Genomic DNA, 22,898 nt, shown 5'->3' with positions numbered 1-22,898 from the left:
ACCAGTGAATGAGTCACCACGCACACCGTTGCACCGGGAGGACAGCCTGCCGGTTGATAACCGGCGTGTCCTGAGCGGCCGCTACGAGCTGGGGAATCTCATTGGCCGTGGCGGCATGGCGGACGTCTACAAGGGAACAGACACCCGGCTGGGCAGGACTGTTGCCGTCAAGCTGCTCAGGCCGGACATGGCCAGGGATCCGCAGTTCCAGGCGCGGTTCAAGCGCGAGGCCCAGGCTGTGGCCGCCCTGAACCACCCGTCCATCGTTGCCATCTTCGATACCGGCGAGCACATGGTGCATGACGGCTCGGCCGAGGACGTGCGGGTGCCCTACATCGTGATGGAGTACGTTGAGGGCAAGACGCTGCGTGAATTGATCCGCGCCAATGACGTCACCATCGACCAGGCCATCGACTACACACTGGGCGTCCTGGGGGCCCTCGAGTACAGCCACAAGGCCGGAATCGTGCACCGGGACATCAAGCCTGCCAACGTGATGTACTGCCCGGGCACCAACTCGGTGAAGGTGATGGACTTTGGCATTGCCCGTGCCATCGCCGATTCCTCGGCCACCATGACCCAGACCCAGGCGGTGGTGGGAACAGCCCAGTACCTTTCTCCGGAGCAGGCCCGGGGTGAGACCGTGGATGCGCGCAGCGACCTTTATTCGGCTGCCTGCCTGCTCTACGAAATGCTTACCTCCCGCCCACCGTTCGTCGGCGACAGCCCGGTGTCCGTTGCCTACCAGCACGTCCGCGAAATTGCGGAGCCGGCCAGCAGCCTCAATTCCCAGGTGTCGCCGGCGCTGGACACGGTCCTGGCCAAGGCCCTGCAGAAGAACCGGGCCGACAGGTTCCAGGATGCCGCCGCTTTCCGCCGCGCCCTGCGGGCTGCCAAGGCCGGGGTCCCCGTCCCGGCCGTGCCGGCGTCGGAGGCGCCCACCGATCCCAACGACCACGTTCCCGAAGCAGCGCCGCCCACGGAGGCATTCGCTGCCGGCGGCGCGGGTTTCGTTGATGACGCGCCCACGGGGCGGCTGGCTGCCACCAACCTGTTCCATGACGACGGCGGCCCGGCGGTCCCGCTGGAACTTGCCGAGGAGCACAAGGCAAACAGGTACGACGGCCGCGGGTACAGTGCGGCCGCTGCCCTCCCGCTCGGCCTCCCTCCGGAACGTGAGCGGAGCACCCGGCAGAACGCCCGCCGTCGTGCGTGGATTGCCACCTTGGTGATTTTCACCCTGCTGGTCCTCGCCGGCGGCGGCCTCTGGCTTTACCAAACGGTCAACCGCCCGGCCCCTGCTCCGGCGAAGGTGCAGATCCCATCGGTGGCGTCCTTGACGGAAACTGCTGCCCTGCAGGAGCTGTACAACGCCGGGCTTCGGCCCAAGATCGCACGGGCGGCAAACGACACGGTGCCGAAGGGGACCGCGGTCGGGACCGATCCTGCGGCCGGCGGTTCACTCGACCCGGGCGCAGAGATCACCCTCAATGTCTCCGACGGGCCCAGCTCGGTGAAGATCCCGGACAGTCTGCCCGGGAAGACTGAGGCCGCTGCACGGGACATCCTGCGCCAGGTGGGGCTGGTCGGCGCCCCCTCCACCACAACCGCCAACAGCGCCACCGTGCCTGCAGGAATCGTGATCACTTCCAACCCCGCGCCAGGACAAAACGTCGGCGTCGGCACCAGCGTGGAGCTCATCGTTTCCACCGGCAAGGTGGTGGTCCCGGAACTTCGAGCCCTTACCCGCGAAGAGGCCGAAGCAGCCCTGAAGCAGCTGGGCCTGGTGCCCTCGGTGATCGAGATGGAAAACTCGCAGGTGGAGCCGGGCAAGGTGACGGACCAGAGCGATCCGGCCAACACCGCCGTCGACCAGGGGAAGACCATTACCATCGTGGTGGCCAAGGCGCCGCCACCGCCGCCGCCGCCAACGGAAACCCCCTCGTCCACGCCCTCGGCGACGCCCACCCCCAAGCCCACCAAAAAGGGCTGAGGCTTCCGGGCTGGGGAAAGTTGCGGTTAGTGCTGGATCAGCGGGCTGAGCTTCGCGGCCCGCGCAGCCGCACCCTTCATGCCCAGCGACTCCAGCCAGTTGCCGAGCATCTGGTACCCGCCCTCGGTGAGTACCGATTCAGGGTGGAACTGCACGCCGCACAGCGGTGCCGTCCGGTGCTGGAGTCCCATGACCACACCTGACGCGGTTTGCGCCGTAACTTCAAGGACGTCCGGAATGGATTCCCGGACCGCTGCCAGCGAGTGGTACCGGGTGGCCGTAACGGGAGAGGGGAGCCCGGCGAAAACGCTGGTGCCGACGTGCTCCACCAGTGACGTCTTGCCGTGCATGAGCTCAGGGGCATGGGTGACTTTGCCGCCGAAGGCCTCCGCCAACGCCTGGTGTCCCAGGCACACGCCAAACATGGGGACGCTGTTCTCACCGCACCACTTGATCAGCTCAATGCAGACTCCAGCCTCGGCGGGGTTGCCGGGACCGGGCGAAATGAGGACGCCGTCACGGGTGCCGGCAAGTTCGATCGCCTCTGCCAGGGTGACATCGTCGTTGCGGACCACTGTGGTCTCGGCGCCGAGTTCCTGGAGGTAGCCCACCAGGGTGTAGACGAAGCTGTCGTAGTTATCCACTACAAGGATTTTGGTTGTGGTCATGGCTGGTCTGTGGAACCAATCGTTGAGTCGGTGAATTGGGTGAAGTGGGACATCCAGGGGAAAAGGAACTGGACCATCAGGACCAGCGCAATAAAGATCAGTGCCAGCGAAATGATGATCCTGACCCAGAGCGGTCCCGGGAGGTGGCGGAAAATCCAGGCGTACACGGTCAGCTCCTTCCCGTGGCTGCCGCAACCTGCGCCGCGATTTCTGCCGGCGGCCCGGCTGACGCCGGGCGCCAACTGTCCAGCAGGGCGTAGGCGATGATGCGTTCTTCCGCGCCGAAGCGGGGGTTGCAGCTGGTCATGGTGAGGTAGCTTTCGGTGGGTGCTGCGCCGGGCTGGGTTGGTACCGGTTCCAGCACGTCCGTGCGGGAGGGCATCACGATCTGGTTGTTCCGGAAGACGTAGACGTAATAGCCGTCCTTGGTCTGGACGTAGATCTTGTCGCCCGGCACCAACGTGTGGATGTTGTCCAGCACGGCCCCATGGGTCTGGCGGTGGCCGGCGACGGCAAAGTTGCCCACGGCCCCGGGCATCGCCGTGTTGCTGTAGTGGCCAAGGCCCAGTGTGTCCAGGACGTCCTGGCTGGTTCCCTGGACGATGGGGCGCGTGTAGGTGGGACCGAACCGCGGGATGTACATGATGCCGATGGTGCCGGCATGGCCGGGAGCGGTTCCCACCACTGGCTTGCCGAAATCTTCCGATGCGGCCGGCGGGGCGGAAGGAGCGGTGGTTGCGGGGGCGGGGGCCGCGGTGCCCAGGTCCTTGGCGAACTCCTTGATGACCTGGGTCTGCTTGGCATCGGACTCCACGTTGGTCCACCACAGCTGCCATGCCACAAAGAGGAGGAGGATGACGCCGGCGGTAATCAGCAGCTCGCCAAGCACCTGGATGGTGCCGCGCAGCAGGGCACGACGGGGGGCGGGCGCAGTGGCGGGCCCCGCCTTCTCCTGCAATACCACGCGTTCCCCTCCGGGCGTTTACCCTGGCAGTGCCCCGGCCAGGCCCGCACGGGCTGCCCATCAACTGCGGCTAGAATTGGCTGCTAGTAAGAATCCAGATTTGACCAAGATCGCGCAGACCGCTGGCAATTTCCTTCTTGCAGGATACCAAGCCTGGACCGCCGAGCTTGCCCAGCCCGTCAAGGAGAGCCAGTGCCCGAGTCAAAGCCTCGCAAGAAGACCGCCAGCACCGCCCAGCCGGCTTCCCCCCAGGCTTACAAGCCCAATCCCGTCTGGTTCAAGCCGGTCATGTTTGGCCTGATGATTATCGGCCTCCTGTGGATCATCACTTTTTACATCAGCGAGGGGCGGTTTCCGGTACAGGCCTGGCAGTCCTGGAACATCGTGGCCGGTTTTGGCATCGCCATCGTGGGGTTCCTGATGACCACCCGCTGGCGTTCCTAGCGGCACGCGGCCTGGATCAGGAGGGACTGCACTGGCTGCCGGGTCCGCCGGGGTGATCGTCGGCGAGGATGGCCTCGCCCGGCCTGCCTGGGCTGCGACAGATCCGCTCATGCGGAATTATTACGACCAGGAATGGGGGCTGCCCGTCACGGACGAGCAGGGCCTCTACGAACGGATCTGCCTTGAGGGCTTTCAGGCAGGGCTTTCCTGGGCCACCATCCTCCGGAAGCGCCCGGCTTTCCGCGCCGCCTTCGCCGGCTTCGATCCCGAGGAAGTGGCCGTGTTCACCGCCGCAGACGTGGAACGGCTGCTGCAGGACCCCGGGATCATCAGGAACCGGTTGAAGATTGTCGCCGCGGTCAAAAATGCCCAGGCCACCCTCGAGCTTCGGAACGACGGCGGACTGGTGGACTTTGTGTGGAGCTTCCGCCCGGCCAGCACGCCCAGGCCACAGGCAATCACCGATATCCCCACCCAGTCGGCAGAGTCCCTTGCCTTGTCCAAGGCGCTCCGCAAGCGTGGCTTCTCCTTTGTAGGACCCACCACCATGTATGCGCTGATGGAGGCCGTGGGAATGGTGGACACCCACCTCCTGGGCAGCCATCGCCGGGGATCCTCGGGCAGCTGGCCTGGGTAAGCACCCTGCAGGTTATCCCCAGCTGTTGGGAAGGTTATCCACAGTGTGGAAAAGCAATGCCGGCATTGCCGGGGAAGGCCGTCGCAGCTACTGGCAGCAGGGATACGGCCTTCTCCGGCACCTCACTTTGCTGTTATTAACAGTGTGGAATACCTGTGGATAAACAGTATCCCGGGCTGCCTGGATGTTATCCCCCATGAGGGCGACTGCTACGAGCGCTCCCGCCTGACTGGATGATGGCTGGTGATGGAGACCCGGTTGAAGGCGTTCATTGTCACGGCAACCCAGCTCACGGCAGAAAATTCTTCAGCCGTAAGGCAGTGCCGCGCGACTGCCTCCGCCTGCTCCCTGGCACGTTCGTCCGGGAGCTCCGTGATACTTTCCACGAGCCCCAGTGCCGCCCGTTCCTTGTCCGTGAACAAGGAGGTTTCGCGCCATGCGGGCAGTACCGCCAGCCGCTGGGAAGTCTCTCCCGCCTCTCCGGCCCTCCGCACGTGCAGGTCCAGGCAGTAGGCGCAGCCGTTGATCTGGGATATGCGGACATTGAGCAGCTCCAGCAGGTTCCGCCCTATTCCCGCCTCTTCTGCCGCTTCCTGCACCTTGAGGCCCAGTCCGCTGATGGCCTTCCAGAGGGCTGGATGCTGTTTGTCCAGGTACAGATGCTCGGTGACGCTCACAGGTGTCCTTTTCGCTGAACGGCTGGCAGGCAACCATCATAGGCAGGATGCGGACCTGCCGCTGTCGTATCGCCGCTTATCCACTTACCAACACCGCAATACCCACAAGTTATCCACAGATGTGGGAAACCTGGTGGAAATCAATGCCACCAGGGGCTTTAGTCCCTACTCCCGCGGGTTGGTCTGGCTCGGGAACTACAGCGCTGTGACTTATTAACACTGTGTATATCGCTGTCGATAACCGTGCGCCGGGATCAGTAGTGGGTGCTTTGAAAGCGGCAGCAGGCCATCTTTTCCACATGAAGGCTGGCAAGTCGCTGCTTATCCACTTACGCACAGCGATATCCCCACAGGTTATCCACAGGTGTGGAGAAACGTGTCCACTCCGAAGCGGGCTTCCCGGTACGGGCCGTCAATGATGGGACGGTCGCTTGAACTACACGCTTGTAAGTTATTAACACTGTGGATAAGGGCTGTGGAAAAGAAAGCGCCCCCGTACCGGCCGGTACGGGGGCGCCATGAACCACAGGGGGCTCGGGGTCTAGAGAGACACCCGCACCCACGTCACGGCGATCAGCAGCGCAAATACGCCGGCAAGGCCCATTGCCTGGATCAGGCCCCGGCGGCGCCCCCGCGGAGCGTAGGCGAGGACGGCGGCACAGAGGCCCCCGGTGATAAGGCCGCCCAGGTGGGCTTGCCAGGCGATGTGGGGGATCAGGAAACCGATGACGCCGTTGATGGCGATCAGCACCCACAGCTGGCGGGTATCTCCGCCGCGCTGCCGCTGGACCAAGAGCATGGCACCGAAAAGGCCGAAGATGGCACCGGATGCGCCCACCAGCCCAACCAGGCCCTGTCCGGGCACCAGCAGGGGATTCAGCAGCAGGTAGCCCACAGAACCGCCGAACGCGGAGATGAGGTACAGCGCCAGGAAGCGCAGTCGGCCCAGGATCGGTTCCAGGGCCTGCCCGAAGATCCAGAGCGTGTACATGTTCAGGAGGATGTGCAGGAGCGAGTCCGGCGAGTGGAGGAAAGCAGACGTGATCATCCGCCAGGGCTCGAAGGCGCCGTACTGCGGGGCGGCAAAGATGTTGTTGTAGGCGAACTGCTTGTACACCCAGTCGCCCGGAATGAGCATCTGCAGTGCGTAGACAACGACGCACGCAGCGATGATCCCAAACGTCACCATTGGCTTGCCGGTGGCAACGGCGCCGCCATAGACGGTCCGTACCTCCGGCGTCGCGCGTTGTGTTTCGTTGACGCAGTCAACGCATTGGAATCCGACGGCGGCCGCCCGCTGGCAGTCGGGGCATGCCGGGCGCCCGCAGCGCTGGCAGCGCACGTAGGACGGCCGGTCCGGGTGCCGGGGGCAGACCGGAACCTGGGCGGACGGCTCAGCCGACGGAATTCCGTAACTCATGGTGGAGCGTTACAGCTGTTCGATGTCGATGCTGTTGATGGTCACGTCTTCCACAGGACGGTCGCCCATGCCGGTGCGCACGCCCTCGATGGCGTCGACGACCTTCTTGGATTCCTCGTCAGCCACTTCACCGAAGATGGTGTGCTTGCCCTGAAGCCAGTCCGTGGGAATGGTGGTGATGAAGAACTGTGAACCGTTGGTGCCCTTGCCCATCTGGATGCCGGCGTTGGCCATGGCGAGCTTGTAGGGCTGGTTGAAGCTCAGTTCCGGGTGGATTTCGTCGTCAAAGCGGTAGCCGGGGCCGCCGGTTCCACGGCCCAGCGGATCGCCGGCCTGGATCATGAAGTCCTTGATGATGCGGTGGAAGATGGTTCCGTTGTACAACGGGGTGCCGGTCTTGTCCTCGCCGGTTTCCGGGTGGGTCCAGGCCTGCTCGCCGGTGGCAAGGCCCACGAAGTTCTTGACCGTCTTGGGCGCGTGGTTGCCGAAGAGGTTAACCACGATGTCGCCGAGGCTGGTGTGGATGGTTGCTTTTGCAGTTGCGATGGCAGTCATAGGCCCTATTCTCCCATGCCGGTTTGGGGCAGCCCCGGCTGCGGAGGCAGTTCCGCGCTGGGTGAAATCCCCCCAAAATCCGCAAAGTGAATAGCCCGTGAAGATCTGGGCACGTAGGCTAGCGACAGAACCGTCACATTAATCGGGAGGTAGTTGTGAAGAAGTCGGATCGTATTGCCCGTGACCTTGAGCAGTCGGTCACCAGCGCGGTGGTGAACGCCAAGGATTGGGCGGCCCCCCGGGTGGAAGCTGCAGTGGACTGGGCTGTTCCCCGCCTCCAGCAGGGCCTGGATACCGCATCTCCCAAGATCCAGGAAGGCCTGAAGTCGGCCGCCCACAACCTGGCAGACGGTGTTGCCACTGTGACGCCCCGGATCCAGGACGGACTGGCCCAGTTGGCCCCCAAGATCAACGACGCTGTCGAGGGCGCGTCACCCAGGCTGCATGAAGCCCTGGACAAGGCCACACCGGTAGTCCTGAATGCGCGTGACCGCGTCGTGGTGGAATACCTGCCCAAGCTCTCGGACCAGATCGGCGTGGCGTCCGGTGCAGTACATCGCACCCTGGAAAACACGCCGGCACGGGTGGACGCCGTGGCACAGAAGCTGGGCGACGTGGGACTCATCCACGCCATCCAGGAGCAGGCCCAGGCAACCGGAACCCAGCTCAAGGCCGCTGCAGCCGGTGCCAGCCGCGCAGTCGATGTCCAGTTGGCCCAGCCGGCGAAGCCGAAGAAGCGTGGCTGGCTGGTCTTCGGCGTAGTGGCCGCAGCCGTGGCCGCCGGCGTTGCAGCCTGGAAGGCATCCAAGCCGGTGGAAGACCCGTGGAAGACTCCCTCACCGGTCACGCCCACTCCCGCCCCCGTTCCTGCCACCACCGTCAGCGACGTCAAGGAGACCACCGCAGATGCCGCCGATAAGGCTGCCGCTGCCACCGGCTCCGCCGCCGAAGCCGCGACGGACAAGGCAGGCGACGCGGCGGACACCGTCAAGGAAAAGTCTGCCGACGCCGCTGACAAGGCCCGGCACGTAGCCGACGACACCGAAGGCGGCGCCAAGACGGTTGCCGATGAGGACAAGGGCAGCAGCCAAGCCTAGTTTTTCCCGCAGCACAAAAGCTGCAACTCAAGAGGAGCTCCGTTTCACCGCGGAGCTCCTTTTTTGTGCCTGCCGGCCGGTTTTCGTGCCTGCCGATCGGTCCCCGGCAGGAAAGGCCCTGATGCTAGATTTGAGGGGATGTCAGCCAATCGATCCTCTGGGGATGCCGTGAACGACGCAGCCATACAGCTCCGCGTGTCCATCGTTATCCCGGCGTACAACGAGGAGAGCGTGATCAGGCAGTGCCTCATCGCCGCCATCTACCAGTCAGTTCCTGCCCACGAGATCATTGTGGTGGACAACCTTTCGAAGGACCGGACCGCTGACATCGTCCGCCACATGCAGCTGGAATATCCGGAAAGCCCCATCATCCTTCTGAGCCAGGACCGGGAGCAGGGGCTTATCCCTACCCGGAACTTCGGGCTCGACTGCGCCACTGGAGACATCCTGGGACGCATTGACGCAGATTCCATCGTGGAACCGGACTGGGTGGAGCAGGTCCAGAAGGCGTTCGGCGATCCGTCTGTACAGGCCGCCACCGGCCCGGTGGTGTATTACGACATGCCAATGCGCCGCTTCGGGCTCAAGGCGGACGACAAAATGCGCCAGCTCATGCTGAAGCTCGCCAAGCACCAATATCATTTCCTCTTCGGCTCCAACATGGCCCTCCGTGCCAGTGCCTGGGAGACCATCCGCGCGGAGGCCTGCCGGGACGAGAAGGACGAAATGCACGAGGACATCGATCTGTCCCTGCACTTGGCCGACCACGAGCTTCCGGTGCGCTATTGGCCGCAGATGGTGTCCGGGATGTCCGCTCGCCGGCTGGAGGACTCACCGCGCGACTACCGCTACTACGTCACCAGGTTTGACCGGACCTACAAGGCCCACAACGTCAAGAAGATGGCGCTGAAGGCTCCCATGGTGGTCTTCTTCTCGGTGTATTTCCCGGCCAAGCTCCTCAGGGCCATCCACACGGTCAACACCGCGCAGCCGATGCGCCGCGGCGGACAGTAGAGAACTTAGTCAGTCCCCAGCTCGGCGAGGCGCTCCGACGGCGGCTCCTCCTGGGGTGCCGCTCCGCGCCTGCCGGCCCTGCCACTCCTTTGTCCCAGGACCACGACGGCGAGTCCCACCAGGATCAGGGCAAGCCCCGCATACGTGCCCGCAGGCAGGGTCTCGTGCAGGAACACGGCCGCCAGCAGGGCTGCTCCGGGGATTTCCAGCAGGATGATCATGGAGACGATCAGCGGGCTCATGGTGGCCAGCAGGTGATTGAAGGCCGTGTGCCCCACCAATTGCGCGCAGACGGTGATGGCAGCGATGCCGAGCCATCCGGCCGGTTCGAAGCCGGCCAGGGGCTGGCCTCCGATCAGGGCCAGCACGGCCACCAGCGCCGCGCACATGCCGTAGCAAAGCGTGGTGTAGGTTCCGGTGGTCATGCTCTGCCGCGCCTTGCCCCCGGCCAGGGTGTAGAGACCTGCCAAGGCACCGCCGGCCATCGCCAACAGGTCTCCCATGAGGGCTTGCTGGGAGGATCCCAGGTCGAAGCCCGTGATGGCCACGACGCCGCCGAAGGCGATGCCAAGTCCCACCAGGACCTGCCAGCGGTGGCGGGTGCCGCGCATCAGCTGAAAGACCGCGATCCACGCCGACTGCAGGCATACCAGGGCGGTGGCCGCTGCCACGGAGGTCAGCTGGAGGGAGGTGATGAAGCAGGCAAAGTGCAGGGCAAGGGCGACTGCGGCCAGCGCTGACCAGCGGAACTCACGGCCGGTGATGCTGCCGAACTGGCGGGGCTGCCGGACCAGGGTGGGCGTGGCCATGACGGCTGCACCGATGGCGTTGCGCCAGAAGGCGATGGCCAGGGCGCTGACGCTGGTGGCACCGAGGGTGGCCGCGATCAAGGGGCCTGACGACGCAACACCCAGGACGCCCAGGGCCGCGAAGAGGAAGTTCACTGCAGCCCCCTGATACTGGTTTCCCGGCGATGATGGAAAGCAAAAGTCCCGGCCTGCGCTTTACGCTGACCGGGACTTTCCTATGGTGGAGGCACGGGGACTCGAACCCCGAACCCCCTGCTTGCAAAGCAGGTGCGCTACCAATTGCGCCATGCCCCCATAAGAAGCAACCCGTCCATCATACCCTAGAACCAGGGAGCGTCTGACCGCTCCCGGCGCGGGTGTCCGGGCTAATCAACCGTATCGGTCGACTTGCTCCAAACTGTTTTCCGGGCTTCGGACTCCTGTGCTTTGCGGTAGACCAGGACGCCTGCGATTGCCGCTGCCAATACAAGCAACTTCTTCACATGCTCCCCGTTCCGGCCAGGTACCGGATGAACCGGACCAAACCTCGATTTGAAACCTGCACAGGTTCCGTGGGCGTACCAGGACTTGAACCTGGGACCTCTTCGTTATCAGCGAAGCGCTCTAACCGCCTGAGCTATACGCCCCGATCCCTCATCGGGCCGAGACATGACTTTACAGCACACCCCGGCCCGATCTCAAATCGGGCCTTTCCGCCGGGCTGGAGCCGGCGGAAATGGCTTCCTAATCGTCTGTGAGGGTTACTCCGATACCGCCCACCAGGGTGGCGGAAATGTTGTAGAGGACGGCGGAAAGCATGGACAGCGCCGTCAGCAGCACAACGTTGACTACGGCGATGATGGTGGCGAATGAGGCCACCTGTCCCAGCGAGGCAACCTTCTTCAGTTCAAAACCGCCGCTTTCAGAGCCGGCGAGCGTGCCGAGGAGGCTGTCCACCTGGTCGAAGATTCCGGTCAGGTCCAAGACCGTCCACAGGACGATGGCGGCCACCACGGTGACGATGCCCAGTGCCACGGACAGCAGGAACGCCATTTTCAGGACGGACCAGGGGTCTACCTTGCTGACCAGCAGGCGCGCACGGCGGACTTTCGCCTTGGGAGCGGGCTTGACCAGGCCGGGCGTCCCCTGCCCGGAGGATCCCTGTGCAGGGCGTTGTCCTGCCGGTGCCGGGCGTTGTCCTTGCTGTCCCTGGAAGGGACGCTGGCCGGGCTGCACGGGGCGGTCGCCCTGCTGCGGGCGCTGGCCGGGGGCGGCGGGCCGCTGGCCTGGCGCGCCGGCAGGGGCTGCCGGGCGTTGCTGCGGACGTACGGGGGCGTTCACGCGGGGTGCCGCTGAAGGCCGGTTCCCGTCGGGAACAGTACTGTTCGGCTTGGGAAATGAGTCGGAATTACTCACTCGTTACCTCCGTGTTGTCTTCGTTCGGCTCAGCGTCGCCCGAGGCGTCCTCTGACTCTACGGCCGGTGATTCTTCTGCCATTGCGGGCGCGGCGGATTCCCCAGCGGTACCGCCATCTTCAGCCAACGTTACGTCATCGCCGCCGGATTCCTCCTCCTCGAGGCCGCGTTCACTGTTGCGTGCCACCTCGATGATCCGGTCATTCTTGTCTGGCTTGGCGAAGATGACGCCCATGGTGTCACGGCCCTTGGCAGGAACACCGGCAACGGAGGACCGGACAACCTTGCCGCCCTCCATGACCACCAGGACTTCATCTTCCTCGTGGACGATGAGTGCACCCACCAGGTGGCCGCGCTCCTCCTGGTACTTGCCTACCTTGATGCCCAGGCCACCGCGCCCCTGCAGGCGGTATTCCTCCACCGCCGTGCGCTTGGCATAGCCGCCCTCCGTCACGATGAACACGAACGAACCGTCGGTGACCACGTCCGCGGCCAGCAGTTCGTCGTCCTCCCGGAACTTCATGCCGGTCACGCCGGATGTGGCGCGTCCCATGGGACGCAGCGCATCGTCGGTTGCCGTGAAGCGGATCGACTGGCCCTTGCGGGACACCAGGAAGAGGTCGTCGGTTTCCGAGACGAGCTGCGCGGAGACCAATTCATCGCCGTCACGCAGGTTGATCGCGATGACCCCGGCCGAACGGTTGGTGTCGTAGTCCTCCAGCCGGGTCTTCTTCACCAGGCCCCTCTTGGTGGCCAGGACCAGGTACGGCGACTGCTGGTAGTCCTTCAAGTCCAGGACCTGGGCGATGTGTTCGTCGGGCTGGAATGCCATCAGGTTGGCAACGTGCTGGCCCTTGGCATCCCTGCCCGCTTCCATCAGCTCGTACGCCTTGGCACGGTAGACGCGGCCCAGGTTGGTGAAGAACAACAGCCAGTGGTGGGTGGTGGTGACGAAGAAGTGTTCCACAACGTCGTCGCCGCGCAGCTGGGCACCCTTGATGCCCTTGCCACCGCGCTGCTGTGACCGGTAGTTGTCACTGCGGGTGCGCTTGACGTAGCCGCCGCGGGTGATCGTAACCACCATCTCCTCTTCGGGGATGAGGTCCTCCATGGACATGTCGCCGTCGTAACCCATGAGGATCTTGGTGCGGCGGTCGTCGCCGTGCTTGTCCACGATTTCGCCCAGCTCGGTGCTGATGATCCCGCGCTGGCGCTCTTCGGAGCCAAGGATTTCCTTGTACTCGGTGATCAGGGCTTCGAGTTCAGCGTGCTTTTCCTGGATCCGCTGGCGTTCCAGAGCTGCCAGGCGGCGCAGCTGCATGTCGAGGATGGCGCGCGCCTGAAGCTCGTCGATGTCCAGCAGTTCCATCAGCCCGTCGCGTGCGGCCTCGGTGGTGCTGGAGGCGCGGATAAGGGCAATGACCTCGTCCAGCATGTCCAGTGCCTTCAGGAGGGCCCGCAGGATGTGGGCTTCTTCCTCCGCCTTGCGCAGCCGGTACCTGGTACGGCGGGCGATGACGTCCATCTGGTGCGTCACCCAGTGGCGGATGAACGCGTCAAGGCTCAGGGTGCGCGGCACGCCGTCCACGATGGCGAGCATGTTGGCCGAGAAGTTGCTCTGCAGCTCGGTGTGCTTGTAGAGGTTGTTCAGCACCACCTTGGGCACGGCGTCGCGCTTGAGCACGATGACCAGCCGCTGGCCGGTGCGGCCGGAGGTTTCATCCCTAAGGTCGGCGATGCCCTGGATCTTGCCGTCCTTGACCAGTTCAGCGATCTTGATGGCCAGGTTGTCCGGGTTGGCCTGGTACGGCAGTTCCGTGACCACCAGGCAGGTGCGTCCCTGCAGCTCCTCCACGGCAACCACGGCGCGCATGGTGACGGAACCGCGGCCGGTCCGGTAGGCGTCCTCGATGCCCTTGTGTCCCAGGATGGTGGCACCGGTGGGGAAATCGGGCCCCTTGACCCGTACCAGCAGCTCCTCGAGGAGCTCCTCGCGGCTGGCCTCAGGGTTGGCAAGGTACCACTGCACACCGTCGGCCACTTCCCGGAGGTTGTGCGGCGGGATGTTGGTGGCCATGCCGACGGCGATGCCTGAGGAACCGTTCACCAGCAGGTTGGGGAACCTGGCCGGCAGGATGGTGGGTTCCTGGTTTTTACCGTCGTAGTTGTCCTGGAAATCGACCGTTTCCTCGTCGATGTCCCGCACCATCTCCATGGCCAGCGGGGCCATCTTGGTTTCGGTGTACCGGGGAGCGGCGGCACCGTCGTTGCCCGGCGAGCCGAAATTGCCCTGCCCCAGCGCCAGCGGGTAGCGCATGGTCCAGTCCTGGATCAGGCGCACCAGGGCGTCGTAGATCGCGGTGTCACCATGGGGGTGGTACTGGCCCATGACCTCGCCCACCACACGGGCACACTTGTTGAAGGAACGGTCGGGGCGGTAGCCGCCGTCGAACATCGCGTAGAGCACGCGGCGGTGCACGGGCTTGAGGCCGTCCCGGACGTCAGGGAGGGCACGGCCCACAATGACTGCCATGGCGTAGTCAAGGTAGGAACGCTGCATTTCCGTCTGCAGGTCCACCTGCTCCACGCGGTCGATCAGCACGTCACCTTCAAGAACGGTGTCCGGAGTTCCGGCCTCGGGGGCGGGATTCTCGGGGGTTTCGTCGCTCATTCTTTATTTTCCGTTTCAGGTATATGTCTGGTTCCGAATACTTTGGAGCGGGTCCTTAGATGTCCAGGAACCTGACGTCCTTGGCGTTCTGCTGGATGAAGTTACGGCGTGATTCCACGTCTTCGCCCATGAGGACGGAGAAGATCTGGTCGGCCGCAAGGGCGTCGTCCATGGTGACCTGCAGCAGGGTGCGGTGATCCGGGTCCATGGTGGTATCCCACAGTTCGGTGTAGTCCATCTCGCCCAGGCCCTTGTAGCGCTGGATGCCGTTGTCCTTGGGGATGCGGCGTCCTGCTGCCTGCCCTGCCACCAGCTTGGCGTCGCGTTCGCGGTCGCTGTAGACGTAGTCGTGCGGGGCGTTGGACCACTTGATCCGGTACAGCGGGGGCTGCGCCAGGTAGACGTAACCGTTCTCGATCAGCGGCCGCATGTAACGGAACAGCAGGGTCATCAGCAGGGTTGTGATGTGCTGGCCATCCACGTCGGCGTCTGCCATGAGGACGATCTTGTGGTACCGCAGTTTGGCGAGGTCGAAGTCCTCGCCGATGCCGGTGCCGAAGGCGGTGATCATGGACTGGACCTCCGCGTTGCCCAGGGCCTTGTCCAGGCGGGCCCGCTCCACGTTCAGGATCTTGCCGCGCAGCGGCAGGATGGCCTGCGTTTCAGGGTTGCGGCCGCGCTTGGCGGAACCGCCGGCGGAGTCACCCTCCACGATGTAGACCTCGCACTTTTCCGGGTCTTTCGAGGAGCAGTCGGAAAGCTTGCCGGGCATGCCGAACGATTCCAGCGGGCTCTTGCGCCGGGCGTTGTCGCGTGCCTTCCGGGCCGCCATTCGAGCCTGTGCGGCGGAAATGGCCTTGCGGATCACATCGCGGGCGGGGCCGGGGTTGCGTTCCAGCCAGTCGCCCAGTCCGTCGGTGACGACGCGCTGGACGAAGCCCTTGACCTCGGAGTTGCCCAACTTGGTCTTGGTCTGGCCCTCGAACTGGGGTTCGGCCAGTTTGACGGAGATGACGGCAGTCAGGCCCTCGCGGATGTCATCGCCCGTGAGGTTGTCGTCCTTCTCCTTGATGATGCCCTTTTCCCGGGCATACCGGTTGATGAGGGACGTCATGGCAGCGCGGAAACCCTCTTCGTGGGTGCCGCCCTCGTGGGTGTTGATGGTGTTGGCGTAGGTGTGCACGCTCTCGGAGTAGGCGTTGGTCCACTGCATGGCCATTTCCAACGCGATGCGGCGTTCCTTGTCCTCGGTTTCGAAGGCGATGACGTCCTCGTGGACCACTTCGACTTTCTTGCCCGAGTTCAGGTGCTTCACATAGTCCAGCAGGCCTTCGTCGTACTGGTACACCACGGTGCGGTGTTCTGCGCTGACCTCGCCCTCGGTGCTGAGGTCGTCGAGGTCCAGGTCGCCGTCAGCATCGCTGGACGGGGCGTCACGCTCGTCCGTAAGCGTGATGCGCAGGCCCTTGTTAAGGAAAGCCATCTGCTGGAAGCGGGCACGGAGCGTTTCGAAATCGAATTCGGTGGTTTCGAAGATCGCCGGATCCGGGTAGAACGTCTGGCTGGTACCGGTGGCATCCGTTTCTTCGCCCTTGACCAGGCTGCCCTGGGGCTTGCCGCCGTCGGCGAAGGACATCCGCCATACGTGCCCCTGGCGCCGCACTTCGGTATCCACCCGGCTGGACAGGGCGTTGACCACGGAGATGCCCACACCGTGGAGGCCGCCGGACACGGCGTACCCGCCGCCGCCGAACTTGCCGCCGGCGTGCAGGATGGTCATGACCACCTCGACGGTGGGCTTGTGCTCAGTCGGGTGCATGTCGACGGGAATGCCGCGGCCGTCGTCGACCACTTTGACGCCGCCATCTGCCTGCAGGACTACCTCGATGTGGCTGCAGTAGCCAGCCAGCGCCTCATCCACGGAGTTGTCCACCACTTCGTAGACCAGGTGATGGAGGCCGCGGGGACCCGTGGAGCCGATGTACATGCCGGGACGCTTGCGAACAGCCTCGAGGCCTTCAAGGACAGTGATGTCACTGGCGCCGTATTCGCGTGGAGTAGCCGCCGCAGGTGGAGTATCAGGGGTGCGGCCATCCTCGACTGCTGTATCTGCTGCCAGAATATCTGTATTGTCGTTAGCCACAGGCGCTGCGACTCCTCTGTTCTCGATGATGGCCGGCCGGTTTCTCTCCCCAGGGGAAAATCCACCCGCCAACAGGCACAAACTTATGGCGCCGGTGACTTGCTGACGTTTGGTAGTCCACGCTCCACACACGGGAAGTGCGCGGAGAACGGACTGAAGTCAACGTCTCATCCGCGCCCAGTTATCTGAGTCAATTCTACCGCGAACAAGGTGATATCCCCGCATTCCAGGGCCTTCGCCGGCAGCGAATATGGCCATGCGAGGCTCTAGGCCCCGCCCAGGGCGGCCCCGCGGTACGCCCTCCGGGTGGCTATACACGCTACAGTCCTGACAGCGCCCTACACGGCCCCGGACGCAGTTTCAAGAGTTGGCGTCCTGACTATCCGTACGTGTCCCGGGGCCCACGGCCGTTGACGCTGCGCCCGCCCTTGCGCCAGCTCGGTGCCGACGGGCCAAGCACCTGGATGCTGGTGACCACGCCGTCGCCCAGTTCGCGGCGGAATTTCTCAAGCAGGCTGCTGCTCAGAAGCCGAAGCTGGGTTGCCCAAGCGGTGGAATCACACCGCACGTGGAGGGTGGTGTCCGTGAAGCTTTCGGGTGTGCAGTGTGCGGAAATTTCCGGCCCGACCAAGGTGGCCCACTCTGCCATGACTGATCCGACGGCCACGGGTGAGGTCCAGCCCCGTTCCGCAACCAGCCGGCCGACCACCTTTCCCAGGCCCATCGGATCGCGGCCGGTGGCATGAAACTGGCTGAAACCCCGAGTGTCGCGGATGCCCCCCTTGGCCTTCGGGGAACCCGGCCGCGCCACTTTCCGCCGGACTTCGCCCCTGGCGGCCGCGGCTTCGCGCATGCGGTTCAGCGCGGCCTGCGGGGCGTCGATGTTGTCAGGTTCGCGGCCGGGCTGGAGCCCGCCGCCCTGGTCACTGCTCATCGATACCTCCCGGGATGACTTTCACCCGCCGCCCGGACAGCTCTTCCGGAATATCGGCGTCGACGGCGGCGGTCACCAGGACCTGTTCCGCGCCGGAGACTATTGCGGCCAGTTTACGCCGACGCTGGACGTCCAGTTCGGCAAAGACATCGTCAAGGATGAGGATGGGGGCGGAACCGCCGGTCCGGGCGTCGTCCAGCATGACGTAGTAGGAGGCAAGCCGGAGGGACAGGCACATGGACCAGGTTTCCCCATGCGAGGCATATCCCTTGGCAGGTGCCTGGCCGAGCATCAGCTCCAGTTCGTCCCGGTGCGGGCCCACCAGGGAGATGCCCCGTTCCAGTTCCTTCTTCCGGGATTCCGCGAACGCCTGGACGTACCGTTCCGTGAGCTGTTCGACGGAGAGGAGCCGCAGGTCGTCCTGTTCACCTGCAGAACCTCCGTCCGCGGTGCGCTGGGCACCGGCGGCCGGGACGCCGTCGTCGTCCATCTGGTTCTGGAGGGTTGAACGGTAGGTGGCGTCAGCGGGCTTGGACGCGTCCGTCAGTTCCGCATAGGCCCGGGCGAGGTGCGGGCGGAGCCGTTCCACCAGTTCCAGCCGTGCATGCAGCAATTCCGCTCCGGCCCGGGCCATGTGCTGGTCCCATACGTCCAGGGTCGACTCATGCGCGGCGGTGAACCGTCCGGCGCGGGCCGATTTGAGCAGGGCGTTGCGCTGTTTCAGGACCCGGTCGTAGTCGCTGCGGGTGGCGGCGTGGTGCGGAACCAGGCTGGCCAGCAGCTCGTCGAGGAACCGCCGCCGGTTGGACGGATCGCCCTTGACCAAGGCCAGGTCCTCCGGGGCAAAGAGGACGGTCTGGCAGATGCCCAGCAGGTCGCGGGCGCGGACGGGGTTGCTGCGGTTGATGCGTCCCCTGTTGGCGCGGCCGGCATTGATTTCCAACTCGAGGACCGTGGTCTGGGTGCCGCGGACCAGCCGGGCGCGCACCAGTGCCCGTTCCGTGCCGAACCTCAGCAGTGGCCCATCGGAACTGACACGGTGGGAGCTGAGCGTGGCCAGATACCCGATGGCTTCCATGAGGTTGGTCTTGCCGATGCCGTTGGATCCCACCAGGACGGTGACGCCGGGGCCCAGGGCAAGGTCAACCTGGGCGTAACTGCGGAAGTCGGTCAGTGAAAGGTGTTCCAGATACACGCGGTTTTTGGCAATTCTGGGAACGCTGCAGGTTCCCGGTGGGTGCTACTTGGCGGGACGGGTTGCATGGCCGCCGAACTGGTGGCGCAGCGCGGAGACCATCTTCATGGCAGGTGAGGTGTCCTCCCGGGATGCGAAGCGGGCGAACAGCGCAGCGGTGATGGCAGGGGCGGGCACGGCGTTGGCAATGGCTTCTTCCACCGTCCACCGGCCTTCGCCGGAGTCCTCAACGTAATCGTCGATTGAGGCCAGGCCCGGGTCCTCGTCAAGGGCCTTGACCATGAGGTCAAGGAGCCAGGAACGGACCACCGTTCCCTTTTGCCAGGCCCGGAACGTGCCGGGCAGGTCGGTAACGATGTCCTTGGCCGCAAGCAGTTCATAGCCTTCGGCGTACGCCTGCATCAGGCCGTATTCGATCCCGTTGTGGACCATCTTGGCGTAATGGCCGGCACCGATGCCGCCAACATGGACAAAACTGTCCGCCCTCTCGCCCTCCGGGCGCAGAGCATCAAAGACCGGAAGGGCGCGTTCAATGTCGGCGGCGTCACCGCCGGCCATCAGGCCGTAGCCATTCTGCAGGCCCCACACTCCGCCGGATACGCCGCAGTCGGCGAAGTGGATCCCCTTGGCGGCGAGCAGTTCGCCGTGCTTTTGGTCTTCGGTGAACCGGGAGTTGCCACCATCGATGACCAGGTCCCCCGGCTGCAGCTTGTCGCTGAGTTCGGTGACCACGGCATCCGTGATGGGTCCAGCCGGGACCATGACCCAGATGATCCTGGGTGCCGGTACGGCAGCGATGAGGTCGTCTACGGTGGCAGCATCGGTGACATCCGGGTTCCGGTCGTAGCCGGTGACCTCCACACCTCCCTTGCGCAGGCGTTCACGCATGTTGAATCCCATTTTGCCGAGGCCGATCAGTCCAATGTGCATGGTGGAACTCTTTTCTGCGCTAAGTGGCGGTGGCTGGGAGTCGACGGGTGGGGCCCCGTTGGCGAGGGGCCCGGCCTGAGCTTGCGAAGGCTGGGAGTCGACGGGGACTAGTTGGGAAGGCTGGGAGTCGACGGGGACTAGTTGCGAAGGCTGGGAGCCGACGGGGACTAGTTGGGAAGGCGGACCGGCATCACCAGGTAGCGGTAGTCATCCTGGTCTTCGCCGTCGGCATCGGCCTGCGCCGTGATCATCGCGGGCTTGGGTGCGGTGGTGAAGGAGAACCGGACGAACTTGGTATCAATGACGCTGAGGCCCTCAGTGAGGTAGTGCGGGTTGAAGGCAACGGTGATGTCGTCACCGGACAGCTGGGCTTCGAGCTCCTCCGATGCCTGGGCGTCCTCACCGGTGCCGGCGTCAAGGTTCAACAGGCCGGCAGTGAAGGCGAGCCGGACCGGGGTGTTGCGCTCGGCCACGAGCGATACACGGCGAACGGCCTCCACCAGTTCCTGGGTCTGGACCGTGGCGTGGATGGGTGTGGACTCGGGGAACAGCGACCGGATCTTCGGGTAATCGCCGTCCACCAGCAGGGACGTGGTGGTGCGCCCACCGCTTTCAAACCCAATGAGCCGGCTGTCGTCATTGGACAGTGCCAGGTTGATGTCTCCGCTGTTGCCAAGGGTCTTGGCCACTTCGTTGAGGGTCTTGGCCTTGACCAGGGCGCTGGTGGAGATGCCCGGCGTGACAGGTTTCCAGGGCACTTCGCGCATGGCCAGCCGGTAGCGGTCGGTGGCAAGAAGGGTGATCAGGTCATCCTCGATCTCCATCCGCACACCGGTGAGGATGGGCAGGGTGTCGTCCTTGCTGGCCGCGATGATGACCTGGGAGACGGCCTGGGCGAAGGCATCGCCCGGGACAGTTCCACTGATGGCGGGCAGGGCAGGCAACGGAGGATATTCGGCTTCCGGCATGGTGGCCAGGTGGAAGCTGCTGCGGCGGCAGGTAAGCGTGACTTTGTTGCCGTCGGTTTCAACGTCCACAGGAGCGGAAGGCAGGCTGCGGCAGATATCGGCGAGAAGCCGGCCGGAGACCAGGATGGTGCCTTCGTCCCTTATGTCTGCGGTGATTTCGAGGCGTGCCGAGGTTTCGTAGTCAAAGCTGGACAGGCTGACGGTTCCTGCTTCGGCCTTCAGGAGCAAGCCGGAAAGGACGGGCACTGGCGGCCGCGGAGACAAAGACCGGGCTGTCCAGGTAACGGCTTCTGCCAGGACGTCCCGATCGACTCTGAACTTCACGGAGGGGTGCCGCCTTTCATTGCTGCTGCCATGTAAACCCGGGAATTTCGCGGGGAAACTCCGGAAGAAGTTGGGCGCACCGCGGCTGGTGCATGGTCCGTGGAGATGGAAACCACACAAAAACCCAGGGATGGGAGCGCTGCTGACAGCTTAGCCGGAAGATCGGGGATTAACCCATCCCCCTGGAGTCCAACCCGGCCCTTCAGGGGCCGGCAGGCCCCCTTGGCGGACCTGCGCATCGATCTTGTTGTTTGAGGGACTTCGATTTTTTGGGATTCGTAGTGTTAATAACTGCTGTGGAAACTGTGGATAACCTGCTCCTGCCCCGCAGTTCCGCAGTTAAGCCCTGTTCATCGAGTGTGCGTTACCTGGGTTTTAAACAGGGTGTGGATGGGGACAACGCAAAAGCGCGTTTTTAACGATCCACAGACGGCTTAAGGGTTTTAAGCCCATTAACCACGCTTGTCCCCTTAAGTATCCACAGGCTTATCCACATGCCCCTGTTAATAAGGTATAGAGTGCGGACCACGGTGTGGATTCAGGAGTCGCGCTGCTGCTGTTTGATGCGGTTGGTCAGCTCGGTGACCTGGTTGTAAATCACACGGCGCTCGGCCATCAGCTCGCGGATCTTGCGGTCTGCGTGGATGACAGTGGTGTGGTCGCGGCCGCCAAGCTCCTGGCCGATCTTGGGAAGCGACATGTCGGTGAGCTCCCGGCAGAGGTACATGGCGATCTGCCGTGCAGTGACCAGGGTCCGGGTGCGGGACTTGCTGCAAAGTTCTTCCATGCTGAGCTTGAAGTAGTCCGCGGTCTGCTGCAGGATCTGGGCGGAGGTTATCTCCTGTGCGCCGTCGTCGGTGATCAGGTCCTTGAGCACCATTTCTGCAAGGGCCACGTCCACCGGTTGGCGGTTCAGGCTGGCGAACGCCGTGACGCGAATCAGTGCGCCCTCGAGTTCGCGGATGTTGCTGGAAATCTTGGAAGCGATGTACTCCAGGGCATCGTCCGGGGCGGAGAGGCCCTCGCTCAAGGCCTTCTTGCGGAGGATGGCGATACGGGTTTCAAGTTCCGGCGGTTGGATGTCGGTGAGCAGGCCCCATTCGAAGCGGGATTTCATGCGGTCTTCGAACCCCGCCAGCAACTTGGGCGGCTGGTCCGAGGTGATAACCACCTGCTTGTTGTTGTTGTGCAGCGAATTGAACGTGTGGAAGAACTCCTCCAGGGTCCGGTCCTTGCCGGCCAGGAACTGGATGTCATCGATCAGCAGCACGTCCACGTTGCGGTAAGTGGTTTTGAAGCTGGCACCCTCATCGTCGCGGATGGAGTTGATGAAGTCGTTGGTGAATTCCTCCGAGTTGACGTAGCGGACACGGATGCCGCTGTACAACCGCCGGGCGTAGTGGCCGATGGCGTGAAGCAGGTGGGTCTTGCCCAGTCCGGAGTCGCCGTAGATGAACAGCGGGTTGTAGGCCTTGGCCGGTGCTTCAGCGACCGCGACGGCGGCGGCGTGGGCAAAGCGGTTGGAGGAACCGATCACGAAGGTATCGAAGACGTACTTGGGGTTCAGCCGGCCGAATTCATGCGACGTGCTGGGCAGCATGGGCTGCGGCTTCTGCTCGATCAGCTGGTCGGGTGCGTAAGCGGGTTCGACGACGGGCTCGGGCTCTTCGTGGATGGGAACCAAGTCTGTGTCGACGTCGATGGCGCAGCGGATGTCTTCGGAGAAGACGTTGTGCAGCGCGTCGTCAAGTGCGTCTTTGACCTGGGTCTGCAGTACTTCACGGGTGAGTTCGTTGGGAACAGCCACCAGGAGGGTGGAACCGATGAGGCCCTGCGCCTGGGCCAGGATGACAAAGCCCCGCTGTCGTGGGGAAACACGGTGGTCCTGTTCCAGCAGGCTGACAACCCGGCGCCAGGAACTTCCGACAGTATTGGCGTGGTTGGCTTCGTCTACTGTCATCAATCGGTTCCCTCAAAACTTGCTATGGATGCATTGTCTGCAGCCCAAGTCCGGAACCAGGGTCCTGGCCCAACTTCATCCACAGGGTTATGCACAACCC

At 64.0% G+C, this 22,898-nt stretch carries 20 protein-coding genes, 2 tRNA genes and 1 pseudogene; 5 read left to right on the top strand and 18 right to left on the bottom strand.

Features of this window, described 5'->3' with window-relative positions:
* The first annotated feature begins 4 nt into the window (after positions 1-4).
* Positions 5-1,993: a Stk1 family PASTA domain-containing Ser/Thr kinase gene (gene pknB, locus JCQ34_RS00115; protein WP_286400648.1), complete on the top strand. Its 1,989-nt coding sequence runs from the start codon at positions 5-7 to the stop codon at positions 1,991-1,993.
* A 26-nt stretch (positions 1,994-2,019) separates the two neighbouring features.
* Here pknB and JCQ34_RS00110 read toward each other — a convergent pair whose 3' ends face one another.
* From JCQ34_RS00110 to JCQ34_RS00100, 3 genes are read right to left on the bottom strand one after another with little or no spacing between them, the layout of a single operon-like run.
* The gene (locus JCQ34_RS00110) at positions 2,020-2,661 is read right to left on the bottom strand and encodes an aminodeoxychorismate/anthranilate synthase component II (protein WP_286400647.1); all 642 of its coding nucleotides are present in this window, start codon (positions 2,659-2,661) and stop codon (positions 2,020-2,022) included.
* Entirely contained in the window at positions 2,658-2,828 is a 171-nt protein-coding gene (locus JCQ34_RS00105) for a hypothetical protein (protein WP_286400646.1), read from the bottom strand. The genes JCQ34_RS00110 and JCQ34_RS00105 overlap by 4 nt, the downstream gene beginning before the upstream one ends.
* A 2-nt stretch (positions 2,829-2,830) precedes the next feature.
* Positions 2,831-3,625: a class E sortase gene (locus JCQ34_RS00100; RefSeq protein WP_286400645.1), complete on the bottom strand. Its 795-nt coding sequence runs from the start codon at positions 3,623-3,625 to the stop codon at positions 2,831-2,833.
* Between the two features lie 192 nt (positions 3,626-3,817).
* Between JCQ34_RS00100 and JCQ34_RS00095 the strand changes: the two genes are divergently transcribed.
* Both JCQ34_RS00095 and JCQ34_RS00090 read left to right on the top strand, forming a co-directional pair.
* Positions 3,818-4,069, top strand: a complete 252-nt coding sequence (locus JCQ34_RS00095) for a cell division protein CrgA (protein WP_236800400.1) — start codon at positions 3,818-3,820, stop codon at positions 4,067-4,069.
* 31 nt (positions 4,070-4,100) lie between these two features.
* A complete protein-coding gene (locus JCQ34_RS00090) occupies positions 4,101-4,706 on the top strand; it encodes a DNA-3-methyladenine glycosylase I (protein ID WP_286404691.1) in 606 nt (201 codons plus the stop codon).
* Positions 4,707-4,915: 209 nt separating this feature from the next.
* On the opposite strand, the gene JCQ34_RS00085 is transcribed toward JCQ34_RS00090, so the two are convergent.
* The 3 genes from JCQ34_RS00085 to JCQ34_RS00075 all read right to left on the bottom strand — a co-directional run bounded on the left by JCQ34_RS00085 (position 4,916) and on the right by JCQ34_RS00075 (position 7,358).
* Complete coding sequence (locus JCQ34_RS00085; protein WP_286400642.1) at positions 4,916-5,383, bottom strand: carboxymuconolactone decarboxylase family protein; 468 nt, start codon at positions 5,381-5,383, stop codon at positions 4,916-4,918.
* 541 nt (positions 5,384-5,924) lie between these two features.
* Positions 5,925-6,803, bottom strand: coding sequence for a rhomboid family intramembrane serine protease (locus tag JCQ34_RS00080; protein ID WP_286400640.1), 879 nt, complete (start codon positions 6,801-6,803; stop codon positions 5,925-5,927).
* Positions 6,804-6,812: 9 nt separating this feature from the next.
* A complete protein-coding gene (locus tag JCQ34_RS00075; RefSeq protein ID WP_255173843.1) occupies positions 6,813-7,358 on the bottom strand; it encodes a peptidylprolyl isomerase in 546 nt (181 codons plus the stop codon).
* A 155-nt stretch (positions 7,359-7,513) separates the two neighbouring features.
* Here JCQ34_RS00075 and JCQ34_RS00070 point away from each other — a divergent pair, with 155 nt between their 5' ends.
* Both JCQ34_RS00070 and JCQ34_RS00065 read left to right on the top strand, forming a co-directional pair.
* Positions 7,514-8,455 (top strand): hypothetical protein, encoded by a 942-nt coding sequence (locus JCQ34_RS00070; RefSeq protein WP_286400637.1) that lies wholly within the window; start codon positions 7,514-7,516, stop codon positions 8,453-8,455.
* Positions 8,456-8,593: 138 nt separating this feature from the next.
* Entirely contained in the window at positions 8,594-9,469 is an 876-nt protein-coding gene (locus JCQ34_RS00065; RefSeq protein WP_286400635.1) for a glycosyltransferase, read from the top strand.
* A gap of 5 nt (positions 9,470-9,474) precedes the next feature.
* Here JCQ34_RS00065 and JCQ34_RS00060 read toward each other — a convergent pair whose 3' ends face one another.
* The 12 genes and pseudogenes from JCQ34_RS00060 to dnaA form a co-directional block, all read right to left on the bottom strand.
* On the bottom strand, positions 9,475-10,413 hold the full coding sequence (locus tag JCQ34_RS00060; protein ID WP_286400634.1) for a DMT family transporter: 939 nt from the start codon (positions 10,411-10,413) through the stop codon (positions 9,475-9,477).
* A gap of 83 nt (positions 10,414-10,496) precedes the next feature.
* A tRNA-Ala gene (locus tag JCQ34_RS00055) sits at positions 10,497-10,572 on the bottom strand.
* A 71-nt stretch (positions 10,573-10,643) separates the two neighbouring features.
* Entirely contained in the window at positions 10,644-10,760 is a 117-nt protein-coding gene (locus JCQ34_RS00050) for a DLW-39 family protein (protein ID WP_229748488.1), read from the bottom strand.
* A gap of 70 nt (positions 10,761-10,830) precedes the next feature.
* Positions 10,831-10,904, bottom strand: a tRNA-Ile gene (locus JCQ34_RS00045).
* Positions 10,905-11,001: 97 nt separating this feature from the next.
* Positions 11,002-11,673 (bottom strand): DUF3566 domain-containing protein, encoded by a 672-nt coding sequence (locus JCQ34_RS00040; protein ID WP_286400631.1) that lies wholly within the window; start codon positions 11,671-11,673, stop codon positions 11,002-11,004.
* On the bottom strand, positions 11,666-14,344 hold the full coding sequence (gene gyrA / locus JCQ34_RS00035) for a DNA gyrase subunit A (protein WP_286400629.1): 2,679 nt from the start codon (positions 14,342-14,344) through the stop codon (positions 11,666-11,668). Before gyrA ends, JCQ34_RS00040 begins: the two co-directional genes overlap by 8 nt.
* 55 nt (positions 14,345-14,399) lie before the next feature.
* Entirely contained in the window at positions 14,400-16,487 is a 2,088-nt protein-coding gene (gene gyrB, locus JCQ34_RS00030; protein WP_286400627.1) for a DNA topoisomerase (ATP-hydrolyzing) subunit B, read from the bottom strand.
* Positions 16,488-16,866: 379 nt separating this feature from the next.
* Complete coding sequence (locus JCQ34_RS00025; RefSeq protein ID WP_286400626.1) at positions 16,867-17,421, bottom strand: DUF721 domain-containing protein; 555 nt, start codon at positions 17,419-17,421, stop codon at positions 16,867-16,869.
* Positions 17,411-18,616: a DNA replication/repair protein RecF gene (gene recF / locus JCQ34_RS00020; RefSeq protein WP_286400624.1), complete on the bottom strand. Its 1,206-nt coding sequence runs from the start codon at positions 18,614-18,616 to the stop codon at positions 17,411-17,413. The genes JCQ34_RS00025 and recF overlap by 11 nt, the downstream gene beginning before the upstream one ends.
* A gap of 45 nt (positions 18,617-18,661) precedes the next feature.
* Positions 18,662-19,552: pseudogene (gene gnd, locus JCQ34_RS00015) on the bottom strand (phosphogluconate dehydrogenase (NAD(+)-dependent, decarboxylating)); the annotation flags it as partial.
* Positions 19,553-19,713: 161 nt separating this feature from the next.
* Positions 19,714-20,838 carry a DNA polymerase III subunit beta gene (dnaN, locus tag JCQ34_RS00010; protein ID WP_142131986.1) on the bottom strand — a complete coding sequence of 375 codons (1,125 nt, stop codon included), beginning with the start codon at positions 20,836-20,838 and terminating at the stop codon, positions 19,714-19,716.
* Between the two features lie 538 nt (positions 20,839-21,376).
* The gene (gene dnaA, locus JCQ34_RS00005) at positions 21,377-22,798 is read right to left on the bottom strand and encodes a chromosomal replication initiator protein DnaA (protein ID WP_018769876.1); all 1,422 of its coding nucleotides are present in this window, start codon (positions 22,796-22,798) and stop codon (positions 21,377-21,379) included.
* Positions 22,799-22,898 lie beyond the last annotated feature (100 nt).

The sequence above is a fragment of the Pseudarthrobacter defluvii genome (assembly GCF_030323865.1).
Taxonomy (GTDB): domain Bacteria; phylum Actinomycetota; class Actinomycetes; order Actinomycetales; family Micrococcaceae; genus Arthrobacter; species Arthrobacter sedimenti.
Note: the sequence above shows the minus strand (reverse complement) of the source record. Positions and strands in the feature narration are given on the sequence as shown.